This window comes from Pseudomonas sp. Emmai, assembly GCF_055179735.1.
This window is the reverse complement of the sequence record NZ_CM143685.1, coordinates 2,780,720-2,796,020: the sequence shown is the minus strand read 5'-3', so window position 1 is coordinate 2,796,020 and position 15,301 is coordinate 2,780,720. Positions and strand designations below refer to the sequence as shown.

At 57.8% G+C, this 15,301-nt stretch carries 18 protein-coding genes, 1 tRNA gene and 1 pseudogene; 4 read left to right on the top strand and 16 right to left on the bottom strand.

Annotated elements, in window-relative coordinates; genetic code table 11:
• Window positions 1-81 precede the first annotated feature (81 nt).
• The gene (gene tssA / locus ACY4LX_RS12850) at window positions 82-1,179 is read left to right on the top strand and encodes a type VI secretion system protein TssA (protein WP_463260105.1); all 1,098 of its coding nucleotides are present in this window, start codon (window positions 82-84) and stop codon (window positions 1,177-1,179) included.
• 155 nt (window positions 1,180-1,334) lie between these two features.
• On the opposite strand, the pseudogene ACY4LX_RS12845 reads toward tssA, so the two are convergent.
• From ACY4LX_RS12845 to thrS, 10 genes and pseudogenes are all read right to left on the bottom strand, one after another.
• A pseudogene (locus tag ACY4LX_RS12845) lies at window positions 1,335-1,831 on the bottom strand (IS21 family transposase); the annotation flags it as partial.
• A 141-nt stretch (window positions 1,832-1,972) separates the two neighbouring features.
• Window positions 1,973-2,049 (bottom strand) — tRNA-Pro (locus ACY4LX_RS12840).
• Between the two features lie 89 nt (window positions 2,050-2,138).
• A complete protein-coding gene (locus ACY4LX_RS12835) occupies window positions 2,139-2,495 on the bottom strand; it encodes a MerR family transcriptional regulator (RefSeq protein ID WP_093218077.1) in 357 nt (118 codons plus the stop codon).
• Entirely contained in the window at window positions 2,476-2,778 is a 303-nt protein-coding gene (gene ihfA / locus ACY4LX_RS12830; protein WP_002553164.1) for an integration host factor subunit alpha, read from the bottom strand. The genes ACY4LX_RS12835 and ihfA overlap by 20 nt, the downstream gene beginning before the upstream one ends.
• Window positions 2,779-2,781: 3 nt before the next feature.
• Window positions 2,782-5,163 carry a phenylalanine--tRNA ligase subunit beta gene (gene pheT / locus ACY4LX_RS12825; RefSeq protein WP_463260104.1) on the bottom strand — a complete coding sequence of 794 codons (2,382 nt, stop codon included), beginning with the start codon at window positions 5,161-5,163 and terminating at the stop codon, window positions 2,782-2,784.
• A 26-nt stretch (window positions 5,164-5,189) separates the two neighbouring features.
• Window positions 5,190-6,206 carry a phenylalanine--tRNA ligase subunit alpha gene (gene pheS, locus ACY4LX_RS12820; RefSeq protein ID WP_123403705.1) on the bottom strand — a complete coding sequence of 339 codons (1,017 nt, stop codon included), beginning with the start codon at window positions 6,204-6,206 and terminating at the stop codon, window positions 5,190-5,192.
• 109 nt (window positions 6,207-6,315) lie between these two features.
• Entirely contained in the window at window positions 6,316-6,672 is a 357-nt protein-coding gene (gene rplT, locus ACY4LX_RS12815) for a 50S ribosomal protein L20 (protein WP_007905879.1), read from the bottom strand.
• Window positions 6,673-6,699: 27 nt separating this feature from the next.
• Window positions 6,700-6,894 (bottom strand): 50S ribosomal protein L35, encoded by a 195-nt coding sequence (gene rpmI, locus ACY4LX_RS12810; protein WP_008145659.1) that lies wholly within the window; start codon window positions 6,892-6,894, stop codon window positions 6,700-6,702.
• A gap of 60 nt (window positions 6,895-6,954) precedes the next feature.
• The gene (gene infC / locus ACY4LX_RS12805; protein WP_169857083.1) at window positions 6,955-7,506 is read right to left on the bottom strand and encodes a translation initiation factor IF-3; all 552 of its coding nucleotides are present in this window, start codon (window positions 7,504-7,506) and stop codon (window positions 6,955-6,957) included.
• Window positions 7,506-9,428: a threonine--tRNA ligase gene (thrS, locus tag ACY4LX_RS12800; protein ID WP_010455934.1), complete on the bottom strand. Its 1,923-nt coding sequence runs from the start codon at window positions 9,426-9,428 to the stop codon at window positions 7,506-7,508. Before thrS ends, infC begins: the two co-directional genes overlap by 1 nt.
• Before the next feature lie 375 nt (window positions 9,429-9,803).
• Here thrS and ACY4LX_RS12795 point away from each other — a divergent pair, with 375 nt between their 5' ends.
• Together ACY4LX_RS12795 and ACY4LX_RS12790 are read left to right on the top strand one after the other, a co-directional pair.
• A complete protein-coding gene (locus ACY4LX_RS12795) occupies window positions 9,804-10,106 on the top strand; it encodes a hypothetical protein (RefSeq protein WP_463260103.1) in 303 nt (100 codons plus the stop codon).
• Window positions 10,107-10,398: 292 nt separating this feature from the next.
• Window positions 10,399-10,611: a cold-shock protein gene (locus ACY4LX_RS12790; protein WP_003179963.1), complete on the top strand. Its 213-nt coding sequence runs from the start codon at window positions 10,399-10,401 to the stop codon at window positions 10,609-10,611.
• Between the two features lie 73 nt (window positions 10,612-10,684).
• On the opposite strand, the gene ACY4LX_RS12785 is transcribed toward ACY4LX_RS12790, so the two are convergent.
• Both ACY4LX_RS12785 and ACY4LX_RS12780 read right to left on the bottom strand, forming a co-directional pair.
• Entirely contained in the window at window positions 10,685-11,002 is a 318-nt protein-coding gene (locus tag ACY4LX_RS12785) for an I78 family peptidase inhibitor (protein WP_348133888.1), read from the bottom strand.
• A gap of 166 nt (window positions 11,003-11,168) precedes the next feature.
• Window positions 11,169-11,474 carry a hypothetical protein gene (locus tag ACY4LX_RS12780; RefSeq protein WP_133837002.1) on the bottom strand — a complete coding sequence of 102 codons (306 nt, stop codon included), beginning with the start codon at window positions 11,472-11,474 and terminating at the stop codon, window positions 11,169-11,171.
• A 131-nt stretch (window positions 11,475-11,605) separates the two neighbouring features.
• Here ACY4LX_RS12780 and ACY4LX_RS12775 point away from each other — a divergent pair, with 131 nt between their 5' ends.
• Entirely contained in the window at window positions 11,606-11,818 is a 213-nt protein-coding gene (locus ACY4LX_RS12775; protein WP_149658829.1) for a hypothetical protein, read from the top strand.
• 32 nt (window positions 11,819-11,850) lie between these two features.
• Here ACY4LX_RS12775 and ACY4LX_RS12770 read toward each other — a convergent pair whose 3' ends face one another.
• Genes ACY4LX_RS12770 through ACY4LX_RS12755 form a run of 4 tightly spaced genes read right to left on the bottom strand, consistent with a single transcriptional unit; the run spans window position 11,851 to window position 15,298 of the window.
• Entirely contained in the window at window positions 11,851-12,879 is a 1,029-nt protein-coding gene (locus ACY4LX_RS12770) for a nucleoside hydrolase (protein WP_149658830.1), read from the bottom strand.
• 44 nt (window positions 12,880-12,923) lie between these two features.
• Window positions 12,924-13,328 carry a D-ribose pyranase gene (gene rbsD, locus ACY4LX_RS12765; protein WP_463260102.1) on the bottom strand — a complete coding sequence of 135 codons (405 nt, stop codon included), beginning with the start codon at window positions 13,326-13,328 and terminating at the stop codon, window positions 12,924-12,926.
• Complete coding sequence (gene rbsK, locus ACY4LX_RS12760; protein ID WP_463260101.1) at window positions 13,325-14,242, bottom strand: ribokinase; 918 nt, start codon at window positions 14,240-14,242, stop codon at window positions 13,325-13,327. Before rbsK ends, rbsD begins: the two co-directional genes overlap by 4 nt.
• 36 nt (window positions 14,243-14,278) lie before the next feature.
• Complete coding sequence (locus tag ACY4LX_RS12755; protein WP_463260100.1) at window positions 14,279-15,298, bottom strand: LacI family DNA-binding transcriptional regulator; 1,020 nt, start codon at window positions 15,296-15,298, stop codon at window positions 14,279-14,281.
• Window positions 15,299-15,301 lie beyond the last annotated feature (3 nt).

The window sequence follows — 15,301 nt, the reverse complement described above, 5'->3', positions numbered from 1 at the left end:
GCGGACCGCGCACGCAGTCCGCATTCAGCACCGTGCCTGCCAAACAGGCGCGGTGTTCTTTTATTTTGATCAGAGTTGCCTATGTCTGAATTTCTCAACGACCTTTCGCTGGCCGAACTGACAGCGCCCATCAATGAGGGGAGCGGTGAAGACTTGAGCTTTTCCACCTTGTTCGATCAGGTGAAGGAAGCTCGTCGAGCAGACCCCGATTACCTCACCCAAGGTGACTGGCAAACCGATCTCAAGGCTTCCGATTGGGATCTGACCATTGCCTTGGCGGCACAAGGCCTGGCTCGACAGAGCAAAGACTTGATGCTGGTCGCCTGGCTCAGTGAAGGCCTGGCGCACAAGTACCATTTTGTTGGTATTACGTTCGGCCTGACGCTGGCCGAGCGCATTCTGCAAACCTTCTGGGCGGATCTCTTTCCCTCCTTGGAGGACGGCGTCGATGAACGCGCCGCACGCCTGGCGTGGATGAAAACCTCGCTGGCGGACATCGTCGGCTCATTGCCGATCACCCAGGGGCAATATTACGGTCTGCTTCGCTATGACGAATCCAGGCACATCGAAAACCTGGCGCTGCAAAACCCTCAGGCGATGCGGGCCGCCCTCGACGAAGGCAAGATCAACGCGGAAGTCTTCCAGCGTTCGGTGGTGCTGACCGACTCGGATCATCTGCGCCTCAAGGCCGGCGAGATAGCCGCCTGCCTGAAAGCCTGCCAGCAGCTTCAGAGCACCGCAGACAGGCACTTTGGCCCTGAAGCACCGAGCTTTGCTGGGCTCAATGACATTCTGTTCCGCGCAGGACAACTGGCGGAAAAACTGCTCAAGGACCGGGGCATCGAACTGACCCCGGCCCCTGTCGCGCCGGCTCCGGCCATCCCTGAAAGCACTGGCGAACAACCCGCAGGTTCCGCAATGACCCAACCTGAACAAAGACTTTCAAGCACACCGCTTCGAACCACCCCGCAGACCCGCGATGAAGCGTTCACCCTGCTGGCGGGCATCGCCCAGTTCTTCAAACAGACCGAGCCCCAAAGCCCCGTCCCTTATCTGATCGAACGAGCGATCAAATGGGGCAACATGCCGCTCGAGGGTTGGCTGAACGATGTGATCAAAGACAGCAATGTGGTGGACAGCATCCGCGATGTGCTGGGGACCAAGGAAGCGAAGTCCTGACATACCGCCTTCAAGCCCTGAGGCCTTTCGTCAACACAATGGAAGGCGCTCAAGCTTCCCGACTCAAGCACCAGTTCTACCGCTACCAGCGAAGACCACGATCCGGGATGGTAAAGACGGCTGCTGACCCACTGGCCGACTCGCTCACAAGGCACGTGACCTTGGCTAGGGTACGCAACCAACCAGAATGCGCGACTGGCGCAAAGCTTCATGTGGGAGACCTGGATGCGTCGAAACAGGCCTCCGATCAGCAGCCCTCCTTCGCTCCAGTCAAATTGAAAAGCTTCACCGAGCGCCAACGTCAGCGGCACAAAAGCCCGTAAGACTTGCCTTGCTCACCTCGCCACGAGCGTACAAACGCCGTGAGCTAGCTATAGCCGCCGTCATAACCCTCGGCCTTGATCTGCTCACAAAGTGCTGTGGTGCTTCTGCGATTGTGCTTTGCCTGGAACGCATCGGCTTTCAGCGCCTGTTCAAGCGTGTCGTGGAAAGGGCTGAGTTTGTTGAAGGCCGCGCACCGCTGGTACGCCGGCTGAGTGGCTTCCGGGGCTCTGACCCAGTTTCGGATGGTGTTTCTCGACAGCCCGGTACGCTCGGCTATCTGGTGCAGCGAGAGCTTGTCGCGGATGTACATCCGCCGGATTTCCCCCAACATTTCCATGCTGATCACCCTGTGTTCTCCTGCTCGGAAAGTGAGCAGGATTCCACCGAGAGCCAGGAGTTTTGTAGGGGTAAAAACGATAAAAAACAAAAAGGGGCCGCGAGATAAAATCTCGCAACCCCTTGAATTATATGGTCGGGACGGAGTGATTCGAACACTCGACCCCTAGCACCCCATGCTAGTGCGCTACCGGACTGCGCTACGCCCCGACTAGGCGTGGAACCTGTTCCTCATCTCGAGGAACGCTCAAGAATATATCGCAAGCATTTGAAAACTGGAAGTATTCAAACGCAGGAAATTATTTCTTGAGGACAATCAGCACGTCTTCCAATTCAGCAATCATCTGCCGAATCATCTGCTTGTACTGAGTGGTGTCGTCTTTGGCTTCATCGCCGGACAAACGCAGGCGCGCGCCGCCGATGGTGAAACCCTGATCGTAAAGGAGCGCGCGGATCTGCCGGATCATCAGCACGTCTTGTCGCTGATAATACCGGCGGTTTCCGCGGCGTTTGACGGGGTTGAGTTGAGGAAACTCCTGCTCCCAGTAGCGCAGCACGTGTGGTTTTACCGCACACAGCTCGCTGACTTCACCAATGGTGAAGTAGCGTTTGCCTGGGATGACGGGTAGCTCGTCGTTATGACTTGGTTCCAGCATAAGCCTCAACTCGGGCCTTCAACTTCTGCCCTGGACGAAAGGTGACCACACGGCGAGCCGTGATCGGGATTTCTTCACCCGTTTTCGGATTGCGGCCAGGCCGCTGGCGTTTGTCCCGAAGGTCGAAATTGCCGAAACCGGACAATTTGACTTGTTCGTTGTCTTCTAGAGCGTGCCTGATTTCTTCAAAGAACAGTTCGACCAATTCCTTGGCCTCCCGTTTATTCAGGCCCAACTCCTCATACAGACGTTCCGCCATCTCAGCTTTCGTCAGAGCCCCCATACGTCACTTCCTTAACGTGGCGTTCAACCTTTGTTCGAGCGAGGTGAGGATATTTTGCGTCGTGTTATTCACCTCATCGTCATTAAGAGTGCGCGATGGATGCTGCCAGGTCAAGCCAACTGCAAGGCTTTTTCTATCAGGATCAATGCCTTTACCCTGATACACGTCAAATAGCCTGAGGTCCGTCAGCCATTCCCCTGCATTTTCACGAATTACGTCCAGTACGGCGCTGGCGGCGACGTCTTTTTCGGCGATCAGTGCAAGGTCACGACGCACTTCAGGAAAGCGCGACAACTCCTGGAATTTAGGCATTTTACCCAACGCCACTTCGGCCAGAACCAGCTCGAAGACGAAGACCGGACGGTCGAGACCGAGGGTTTTCGACAATTCAGGGTGGATCGCACCGACGTAACCCACCAGACGACCTTCACGCTCGATGCGTGCGGTCTGACCCGGATGCAGCGCCGGGTGCTTGCCTGGCACGAACGTGAACGAATCCAGCGCACCAGCGAAGCCCAACACCGCTTCCACATCAGCCTTGACGTCGAAGAAGTCCACGACATCGCGACCTTGCGCCCAGCCTTCCGGCAGACGACTACCGCAAACCACACCGGCCAGCATCGACTCTTGCTTCAAGCCTTCCAGCTGACCCACGAAACGCAGGCCGCTTTCGAACAGGCGGACGCGATCCTGTTGACGGTTCAGGTTGTGCTGAAGCGCCTTGACCAGACCCGGCCACAGGGACGAACGCATGGCCGCCATGTCGTTGGAGATCGGGTTGGCCAGCAACAGCGGTTCAACACCCGGATTAAACAGTTCGAACTGTTTCGGATCGATGAAGCTGTAGGTGATCGCTTCCTGATAACCACGAGCCACCAGCAGGCGGCGCAGTTCAGGCAGGTCGCTACGGGCTTCAGCCTTGGCTTGCGGTGCCAGGCGGGCTTGCGGGTAACGAACCGGCAGACGGTTGTAACCGTACAAACGGGCCAGCTCTTCGATCAGATCGACTTCCAGGCTGATATCGAAGCGATGGCTTGGCACTTCTACGCGCCACTGCCCTGCCCCATCAGCAGAAACGGCCAGGCCCAAGCCATTGAGCAGACGCTCGACTTCGACCGGATCCATTTCCATGCCCAGCATCTGGGTGATGCGTTGCGCGCGCAGGGTCACCGGCGCGATTTTCGGCAGGTGCTGCTCGCTCACGGTTTCGGTGATCGGGCCGGCTTCGCCGCCAGTGATTTCCAGCAGCAGGCCAGTGGCGCGCTCCATGGCTTCACGGGCTAACTGCCAATCCACGCCACGCTCGTAGCGATGCGAGGCGTCGGTGTGCAGGCCGTAAGAACGGGCCTTACCAGCGACAGCAATCTGATCGAAGAACGCGCTTTCGAGGAACACGTCGCGAGTGGTCGCGGTGTTGACGCCGCTGTGCTCGCCACCCATGACGCCGGCAATGGCCAACGCGCGGGTGTGGTCGGCGATCACCAGCGTATCGCTACGCAGGCTGACTTCCTGACCGTCGAGCAGCACCAGCTTCTCGCCTTCTTCGGCCATGCGCACGCGGATGCCGCCATTGATTTCGGCGAGGTCGAACGCGTGCAGCGGTTGACCCAGTTCCAGCATCACGTAGTTAGTGATGTCGACGGCAGCGTCGATGCTGCGCACGTCGCCACGACGCAAGCGCTCGACCATCCACAGCGGTGTCGGCTTGGACAGGTCGACGTTACGGATCACACGACCCAGGTAACGCGGACAAGCGGCTGGCGCCAGCACTTCAATCGAACGCACTTCATCGTGTACGGCTGGCACTACAGGCACCACTGGACGGGTGACTTCAGCGTTATACAGCGCGCCGACTTCACGAGCCAGACCGGCCAGGGACAGGCAATCGCCACGGTTCGGGGTCAGGTCGACCTCGATGCTGGCGTCGTCCAGGCCCAGGTATTCACGAATGTCCTGACCGACCGGCGCATCGGCCGGCAATTCCATCAAGCCATCGTTGCCTTCACCGACTTGCAGCTCGGCTTGCGAGCACAGCATGCCGTTGGATTCAACGCCACGCAGCTTGGCTTTCTTGATTTTGAAATCGCCAGGCAGTTCGGCACCGATCATGGCGAACGGGATCTTCAGGCCCGGGCGCACGTTAGGCGCTCCGCAAACGACCTGAAAAGTCTCCGAGCCATTGCTGACCTGGCAAACTCGCAACTTGTCGGCGTCTGGGTGCTGCTCGGTGCTCAGCACCTCGCCCACCACCACACCGGTGAATTCACCGGCGGCCGGCGTAACGCTATCGACCTCAAGACCGGCCATCGACAGACGAGAAACCAGCTCGTCGCGACTTACCTGCGGGCTTACCCAGCCACGCAGCCATTGTTCACTGAATTTCATCCTGCTCTCCTAAGAATTCGTTACGACTAGCGAAATTGCGCGAGGAACCGCAAGTCGTTGTCGAAGAACAGACGCAAGTCGTTCACGCCGTAACGCAGCATGGCCAGACGCTCAACGCCCATGCCGAAGGCAAAGCCCGAGAACTCTTCCGGGTCGATCCCGGACATGCGCAGCACGTTCGGATGAACCATGCCGCAGCCCATGACTTCCAGCCAGCCCGTCTGTTTGCAGACGCGGCAGCCTTTACCGCTGCACATCACGCATTCCATGTCGACTTCAGCGGATGGCTCGGTGAACGGGAAGTACGAAGGACGGAAACGCACGGCCAGTTCTTTCTCGAAGAACACCCGCAGGAATTCCTCGATGGTGCCTTTCAGGTCGGCGAAATTGATGTCGCGGTCAACCAGCAGGCCTTCGACCTGGTGGAACATCGGCGAGTGGGTGATATCCGAATCGCTGCGATACACACGGCCTGGGCAGACGATGCGGATCGGCGGTTGTTTCGATTCCATGGTGCGGACCTGTACCGGCGAGGTATGGGTGCGCAGCAACATGTTGGCATTGAAATAGAAGGTGTCATGCATCGACCGGGCCGGGTGATGGCCTGGGATGTTGAGCGCTTCGAAGTTGTGGTAGTCGTCTTCGACCTCAGGGCCTTCGGCGATGCCGTAGCCGATGTGGGTGAAGAACTGCTCGATACGTTCCAGAGTGCGAGTAACCGGGTGCAGACCACCGGAGGTCTGGCCACGGCCAGGCAGGGTCACATCAATCGACTCGGCGGACAATTTGGCGGCTAGATCAGCCTCGTCAAACAGTGCCTTTCGCGCATTGAGAACCTCTGTGACACGCTCCTTGGCAACGTTGATCAGGGCGCCGACTTGCGGACGCTCTTCTGCCGGCAAATTCCCCAGGGTCTTCATCACCTGAGTCAATTCGCCCTTTTTGCCAAGGTAGTGAACCCGGATTTGCTCCAGGGCATTGATATCTTCAGCGCTTTGCACAGCCTCTAGAGCTTGAGCGACCAGCGCGTCCAGGTTTTCCATGTACAGACTCCAGATACAAAATAGGGGAAGAGCTTGAAGGCTCTTCCCCTATTTATGACGTTTAACACCTGACCCCACAGAGGTGAGGCCGGGTGACTGTCGGGGGTACTTAAGCCAAGGTGGCTTTAGCTTTCTCGACAATCGCAGCAAACGCCGCTTTTTCGTTCACTGCCAGATCAGCCAGAACCTTACGGTCGATCTCGATGGACGCTTTTTTCAGGCCGGCGATGAAACGGCTGTAGGACAGACCGTTGATACGTGCACCAGCGTTGATACGAGCGATCCACAGAGCGCGGAACTGACGTTTTTTCTGACGACGGTCACGGTAGGCGTATTGGCCTGCCTTGATTACCGCTTGCTTGGCAACACGGAATACGCGCGAGCGAGCGCCGTAGTAGCCTTTAGCAAGTTTCAGAATTTTTTTGTGACGTTTACGGGCAATGACGCCACGCTTTACACGAGCCATGAGTTACTTCCTCTATTCTTGACTAAATTAACGAAGGCGCAGCATGCGCTCGACTTTTGCCACGTCACACGGTGCCAGCAAGCTGCTACCGCGCAGTTGACGCTTACGCTTGGTCGACATTTTAGTCAGGATGTGGCTCTTGAAAGCGTGCTTGTGCTTGATACCGTTAGCAGTTTTCAGAAACCGCTTAGCAGCACCACTTTTAGTTTTCATTTTTGGCATGTTCGGATACTCCGCATTCAGTTGATAAACATAATCAGAAGGCCTGCCGTGCCCTATTGATTACTTCTTCTTTTTCGGGGCGATGACCATGATCAGCTGGCGTCCTTCCATCTTAGGATGCTGTTCGACCGAACCGTACTCGAGCAAGTCACCTTCAACTCGCTTGAGGAGTTCCATCCCCAGCTCCTGGTGGGCCATCTCACGGCCGCGGAATCGCAAGGATACCTTGGCCCTGTCCCCATCACTCAGGAAACGTACCAGGTTGCGCAGTTTTACCTGGTAATCCCCTTCCTCCGTCCCTGGACGAAACTTGATTTCTTTAACCTGGATCTGCTTCTGGTTTTTCTTGGCAGCGGCAATCTGCTTCTTCTTTTCGAAGATCGATTTGCCGTAGTCCATCAGTTTGCAAACAGGGGGCACTGCATCGGCGGAAATTTCCACCAAATCCAGTTTGGCCTCTTCAGCCTTAAGAAGCGCGTCTTCAATTGACACAATCCCAAGCTGCTCACCCTCAGCCCCAATTAACCGAACCTCGCGTGCCGAGATATTCTCGTTGATCGGGGCTTTCGGTGCAGCTCGTTTATCTTGTCTCATTTCACGCTTAATAGTAATTACTCCGAATCTGGGCGACCACGCCGGGAAACCGCTTGAGCGAGGAACTCAGCGAATTGGGCGACGGGCATCGAGCCCAGGTCAGCACCTTCACGAGTACGCACAGCGACAGTCTGCATCTCGACTTCCCGATCTCCGATAACCAAGAGATAAGGAACCTTGAGCAAAGTATGCTCGCGGATTTTAAAGCCGATCTTTTCATTTCTCAAGTCAGACTTGGCACGAAATCCGCTTTCGTTGAGAGTTTTTTCAACCTCGGCGGCGAAATCAGCCTGTTTATCAGTGATGTTCATGATCACTGCCTGGGTCGGAGCCAGCCACGCAGGGAACGCGCCCTCGTAGTGCTCGATCAGGATTCCGACAAAACGCTCGAAGGATCCGAGGATCGCCCGGTGCAACATAACCGGGTGCTTGCGACTGTTGTCTTCGGAGACGTATTCGGCTCCCAAACGGACAGGCAGATTAAAATCGAGCTGAAGGGTACCACACTGCCAGACTCGGCCAAGGCAATCTTTCAGCGAGAATTCGATCTTCGGACCATAAAAAGCACCTTCGCCCGGCTGCAAATCGTACGGCAAGCCAGCGCTATCAAGGGCTGCAGCCAATGCAGCTTCGGCGCGATCCCACAGTTCGTCGGAGCCGACGCGTTTTTCCGGACGAGTGGACAGCTTCATCTCGACGTCTTTAAAGCCGAAGTCAGCATAAACGTCCATGGTCAGCTTGATGAACGCAGCGGATTCGGCCTGCATCTGCTCTTCGGTGCAGAAGATGTGGGCGTCATCCTGGGTGAACGCACGTACACGCATGATGCCGTGCAATGCACCCGATGGCTCGTTACGGTGGCAAGCACCGAATTCGGCCAGGCGCATCGGCAGCTCGCGGTAGCTTTTCAGGCCCTGATTGAACACCTGCACGTGGCACGGGCAGTTCATCGGCTTGATGGCGTAGTCGCGGTTTTCCGACTGGGTGGTGAACATGTTGTCGGCGTAGTTGGCCCAGTGCCCGGATTTCTCCCACAGGCTGCGGTCAACGACCTGCGGAGTCTTGATCTCCAGGTAGCCGTTATCGCGCTGCACCTTGCGCATGTACTGCTCAAGCACCTGGTACAGGGTCCAGCCGTTCGGGTGCCAGAACACCATGCCCGGCGACTCTTCCTGGGTGTGGAACAGGCCCAGGCGTTTGCCGATCTTGCGGTGATCGCGCTTTTCAGCTTCTTCGATGCGCTGGATGTAAGCTGCCAGCTGCTTCTTGTCCGCCCAAGCTGTGCCGTAGACGCGCTGCAATTGCTCGTTCTTGGCATCGCCACGCCAGTAGGCGCCGGACAACTTGGTCAGCTTGAATGATTTCAGGAAGCGCGTGTTCGGCACGTGCGGACCGCGGCACATGTCGACGTATTCTTCGTGATAGTACAGGCCCATGGCCTGCTCGTTCGGCATGTCCTCGACCAGGCGCAACTTGTAGTCTTCGCCACGGGCCTTGAACACTTCGATCACTTCGGCGCGCGGAGTGACTTTCTTGATCACGTCGTAATCTTTTTCGATCAGCTGCTGCATGCGCTGTTCGATCGCGGCCAGGTCGTCCGGCGTAAAAGGACGCTCGAAGGCGATGTCGTAATAGAAGCCTTCGTCGATGACCGGGCCGATGACCATCTTGGCCGTCGGGTACAACTGCTTGACCGCATGGCCAACCAGGTGGGCGCAAGAGTGGCGAATGATCTCCAGCCCCTCTTCATCCTTTGGCGTAATGATTTGCAGCGTGGAATCGCTGTCGATGATGTCGCTGGCGTCGACCAGCTTGCCATTGACCTTGCCGGCCACGGTGGCTTTGGCCAGACCAGCACCAATGGATGCGGCGACCTCGGCTACGGAAACCGGGTGGTCGAATGAACGTTGACTGCCGTCGGGAAGAGTAATAGTTGGCATGGCGCCTCCTCTCCTAGTGGTGACCCCTACCAAAGGTCACGTGGGTTGGGATGAGCCAGTACAAGATCCGATCCAGGCCATTCAATGACGAACGCCTGCCTTACAGCGGCAGGAGCCTTGCGGCCAACCGGAAAACCGAACCAGAGTGACTGGGATTCAAATCAGGGGTTATTCGTGCCTTTGCCGCTGCCGGGACTGAACGTCATCCGCAGCCCGCAAAAGCCCGAGCGAGGCATGCTAGCACAGATGAACGGTCGTCGCGGTAGCGCGGTTTTCTGCTGCGGCAAATCAGGCGCTTTTATGCCAGAGTGCTGAACTTGAACGCCGTGTCACCCCTCTGATATCAAGACATTGACCCACAAGGAGCATCCCAGCATGCGTCTGAATCGTTTGTTCGCTGTAGTCGCCCCCATCGTCCTGTTGTTGCCGCTGGCCGCCCATGCCGATTGGCCGAAGGGTGAACGCGAGAAATACATGGATCAGTGCACTCAGGCCGCCACTCCTCAGATTGGTGCGGCCGCGGCTAAGGCTCACTGTGCTTGTGGTGCCGATGCGATCAAATCGTACCCGGCGGGCGACATCCAGGCCCTGATGGACAACACGGCCAGTGATGCCCTGAAGCAAAAGGCCCTTACCCAGATTTCGTCCTGCAAAGCCGATAACAAGGTAAAAAAATAAGACGAAAAGAACGCTTTGAAGGGCCTATCAGCCATTGAAAAGCCTCCAAAAAGCGCCTTTTCGTACAATTTATGCAGGTTTTACAGCTTTTTTTATCGTCTTTACTTTTGGCTGAAAGCCTTTTAAAACGGGGCTTTCAGCCTGATCAAGCAGCAAACAAGGCACGGTTTGAGGGCAAACAATCCCTCCGGGGGGCTCCCAAACCGTACATTTCGACTATGATAGTCCCGTGTGCCCAGTTGGCCTGAGCAGCACAGTACTACTGAAAATATATGTTTCTTGGAGATACACCATGTCTAATCGCCAAACCGGCACCGTTAAATGGTTCAACGATGAAAAAGGCTTCGGCTTCATCACTCCTCAAGGTGGCGGTGACGACCTGTTCGTACACTTCAAAGCTATCGAAAGCGACGGTTTCAAAAGCCTGAAAGAAGGCCAGACCGTTTCCTTCGTGGCTGAGAAAGGCCAAAAGGGTATGCAAGCTGCACAAGTTCGCCCAGAGTAAGTTTCTGGCGCACTAAAAAAACCCCGTCCATGTGACGGGGTTTTTTATGGGCGAAACAAAAGCGGTACAGCGATCAGCCGCAGTTGACGCGCGTGATCACCAGGTTGTCATCGGTATTCAGGTTCAGGCGATCGGAACGGTATTCCATGGTCACCATATCGTCGGGCTTGAGGATCCGGGCATTCTGCGCACCTGCGCGAGTACGCGCCTGTTCCAGCAGTTCCGGCGAGGCCTTTTTACCGATGATGAATTGCGCCGCTTCTGAATCACAACGGCTATGGCCGGTGTCGGTCACCACAGGGTCCTTTGCCGACTCGGTGGAGGGAGTGCTGCAACCGGCCAGCATGGCAACGGCCAGCAAAGTACCCAATGACGCGAGCTTCCAAGGCATGAAGCCTCCTTTATTCAATAGTTAAGCTGAGTTCGTGCGACCGCCATTCCGGCGTTTGGTTTCACAGGCAGCGCTATCGCCCTGCCCTCGACCTGGACAATCGCCGAGTTTGCCTGAGCATCGCCGTGTCGTTCACCACTGAATCGTGACTGAATATGAACAATGCTCAATAAACATCGATGTAGTCGTAAAGCGGATGCGGCCAGTTCTCTTTCAACGCGTTGAAGATCTGCATGACCCAGACCTCGTCACTGGCCGCGACATTCCCCACATACCCCGAACCCTTGGCCCACGTCTCCAGACGAAACAGCAGCCCACCGATGTCGGTGCCGCCGACGACGCCTGACGAAATGTAGGCGATACCACCCTTCGTTACCCGCAGCTGGGTGTGTTCATCATCACTGGCAGAGGCCAGCAGTTGGCGCACGGCTTCAAGGGTCAAGCCGTCAGGGGTGTTCAAATCGATCTGCACAGCGCGGTCCTTGAAATCCATCAAAGACCAAGTGTCGCATAGCCCTCCCCTCATGCCTAAGTCGGAGTGCCAAATGCCGCGCAAAATGGTTAACTCGACGCTCAGACTTTTCCGACTTCACGAGCGCCATCATGACCACCGTAAGTATCGACGCCGACATCAAAGCCAAGTGGGCACAGGGCCACAGCTCTTACAGCCCCGGCAGCCCGGAGGAGCTGGCAATCATTGGGATCGATCTTTTGGTCAAGGAATTGGGGACACAAGCCGCCCAGTTGTTCATCACCCAGGTATTCGAAAAATACCCGGCGGACTACCTCGGCGTTGTGGAGTCAGGCAGGGAATAAAACCCGCAGGCTGGCACCTGCGGGTGTAACGCTTACTTCAGACGAGCCAGACGCTGGGTCAGCAGGTCGAAGAAGCCCTGAGCATCGCCATTCTCGACCCAGAAGGCATTCTTCGGTGCTTTCAGGCCGTCATACCAGTCCACGACGGTCTGGCCAAAGGTGATGCCTTCGCGGCTGTCGATCGCTACGTTGACCGAGCGACCGGTGAACAGCTCCGGCTTCAGCAAGTAGGCAATGACGGTGGCGTCATGCACCGGGCCACCCGGGATGCCGTAGTGCTCCATATCGCCTTTGACATATTCATTGAGAATATCGCCCACGATCTTGCCGGCATTGTTGTTGAGCGCAGCGATCTGCTTCAGGCGCGCGTCGCTGGTGAGGATCTTGTGGGTCACGTCCAGCGGCAGGTAGGTCAGCTTCACGCCACTCTTGAGCACCACTTCCGCAGCCTGAGGGTCGGCGAACAGGTTGAACTCGGCCACCGGGGTGATGTTGCCGCCATTGAAGTGCGCACCGCCCATGATCACCACTTCCTTGATGCCCTGAACAATTTCAGGTTCCTGGATCAGCGCCAGGGCCAGGTTGGTCTGTGGACCAAGCATGGCGATGGTGATGCTGTGGGGCTTGGCGGCTTTCAGGGTATCGATCAGGTAGTTGACCGCATTGCCCTCGGCCAGGCCTTTCTTCGGTTCGTGCACGGTGACACCCGACAGGCCTTCCTTGCCATGGATGTTCTCGGCGTAGATCGGCGTGCGCATCAGCGGTTTCGGCGCACCCGCGTAGACCGGCACTTCTTCGCGCCCTGCCCACTCGCGAGCCAGTCGCGCGTTACGCGAGGTCTTGTCCAGACGCACGTTGCCGGCCACGGTGGTCAGCGCGCGAATGTTCAGTTCTTCCGGCGACGCCAGGGCAAACAGCAAGGCGACCACGTCGTCGGCACCCGGGTCGGTGTCGATGATCAAGTCGATTTTTTCCGCCGCCTGGGCGCTTGTTGCGGTAATCAGGGACAAAAGCAGCAGACTCCGGAGCAGATGATGCAGTTTCTGAGCATAGCGGTGCATAGCGCACTCCTTGTGCGTGGGACAGCAGAAAAGGATACAGCGGGTTAGAACGTCACCCCGGACACCAGCACGATGTTGCAGTACGGCGAGCATTCGCCGGTACGAACAATCGCCCGCGCCTGTCGGCTGAGGACTTTGAATTGGTCATGACTGAGCAGTTCGCGCATGCCCAATGCGCCTTCGGTATTCAGTTGATCCAGAGTCGCCAGGGCCACCGGTTGCTTGTCGAGGATCTCCTGGGCGAGCACATGGCTCTCGACCTGCATTTCGCTGAGCACCACTTTCAAGGTGCTGACGAAATCCGGAATCCCGTGGGTCAGGGCCAGGTCGATCAGTTCGACGCCCGGCGGTACCGGCAGGCCGGCATCGCCAATCACCACCATGTCGCCATGGCCCAGGGAGGCGATCAGCCGCGACAGCGCGACATTTAGCAAAGGTGTCTTTTTCATGGTGTCTTGAAGGCCTGTACGTCGGACAAGGTTGGAATAGAGGGCTGGGCACCGGCACGGGTCACGGACAGCGCCGCCGCGACCTGGCCGAAACGGATCGCCTCGGCCTCGGTTTTGCCCGACGCCAGCGCCGCGGCGAAACCGCCGACAAAGGTGTCACCCGCCGCCGTCGTATCCACCGCTTGCACCTTTGGCGCAGGGAAATGCGTGAAGCCTGTGCCGTCGGCAAACAACGAGCCTTGGGCGCCGAGGGTGATGATCACCTTGCCTGCGCCCATGCCGATCAGCCGGGTGGCGGCGGTTTCGGCGGTTTCGAGGGAATCCACCGGCAACCCGCTCAGGGCCGACGCTTCGCTTTCGTTGGGGATCAGGTAGTCGATGGACGCATACCAATCCGCCGGCAGCGGACGACTGGCCGGCGCCGGGTTGAGAATCACGGTCTTGCCCAGTTCACGACCGCGCTTGAGCGCATGCCCGACCGTGGCATCCGGCACTTCCAGCTGACAGATGATCACGTCCGCCGCTTGCAATACCGCGTCGAAACGATCGATCACTTCAGGCGTCAGCGCGCCGTTGGCGCCGGCGACAATCACGATCGCGTTCTGGCTGTTGTCATCGACCACGATCAGGGCCACGCCGCTGGCGCCGTCGACGAGGCTGACGGCCTGACAATCGATCTGCTCGGCCAACAGCGCCCCGCGCAGTTCCTGGCCATAGGCATCAGTCCCGACACAGCCGACCATTGCCACTTGGGCACCCAGTCGCGCGGCGGCCACGGCCTGGTTCGCGCCCTTGCCGCCGGAGACGGTAGAGAACGACTGGCCGATCAGCGTTTCACCGCCACGGGGCAGCCGTGGCGCCCGGGTCACCAGGTCCATGTTCAGGCTGCCTATTACCACTACTTTTGCTGGCATACGTCACTACTCATTAATTCGGTTTCTGCGGTGCTTTCAGCGGAATTCGGAGAACACACCGGCCAGCGGCGCAGTCGATTCCCGCAAGACAATGCTCGGGGTCACGATCCGTTGATCGGTGGCCAGGTCCGGCGTGGCAATCCGGCGCAACAACACTTCGGCGGCCATCTCACCCAGTTGCAGGATCGACTGGCCGACAGTGGTCAGCGCCGGGTAAACATAACGACTCATTTGAATGTCATCGAAGCCGATCACCGACAACTCGCTGGGCACTCGAATATTGCGCTCGGCGGCCGCTCGCAGCACACCGATACCGATCATGTCGTTACCGGCAAAAATTGCACTGGGCGGATTCTTTTCCAGCAGGATCGCCGCCGCACTGTAGCCGCCGGTACTGGTGAAGTCGCTTTCCAGCATGCGCTCGCGAGGTACTTCGACGCCCGCCTCTTTCAACGCCCGGCAGTAACCGGCCAGACGCATCTGCGCCACGCTGGTATCCGCCGGCCCGCCGATGGTGGCGATGTCCCGGTGGCCCAGTTCCAGCAGGTGCCGGGTGGCCAGGTAGGCGCCGTATTCGTGGTCGATGCGCACCAGGTCGGCGTTCACCCCTTCCAGCCCACGGTCGACAATCACCATTGGCGTGCGCACGCCGGCCAGGCCTTCAGCGAGCCCGGCATCGCCACCGGCCGAGGCCACGATCAAGCCGTCGATGCGTTTTTCCAGCAGCACCCTTAAATAGCTGCGCTGCTTGTCCGGGTTGTCGTCGGAGTTGCAGAGGATCACGCAGTAGCCATTACGCTCGCAGTAATCCTCGATGCCCCGGGCCAGTTCGGCGAAGTACGGGTTAAGGCTGTTGGGCACCAGCAAACCGATGGTCGCCGTGGTTTTGGCTTTCAACGACCGCGCGACGGCGCTAGGCACGTAGTCGAGGCTCTTGATCGCCGCCTCAACTTTCACCCGCACTTCTTCGCTGACTGGCCGCGTCTTGTTCACCACATGGGACACCGTGGTGTAGGAAATCCCGGCAAGTGCCGCCACATCCTTGATCGTTGCCATGAA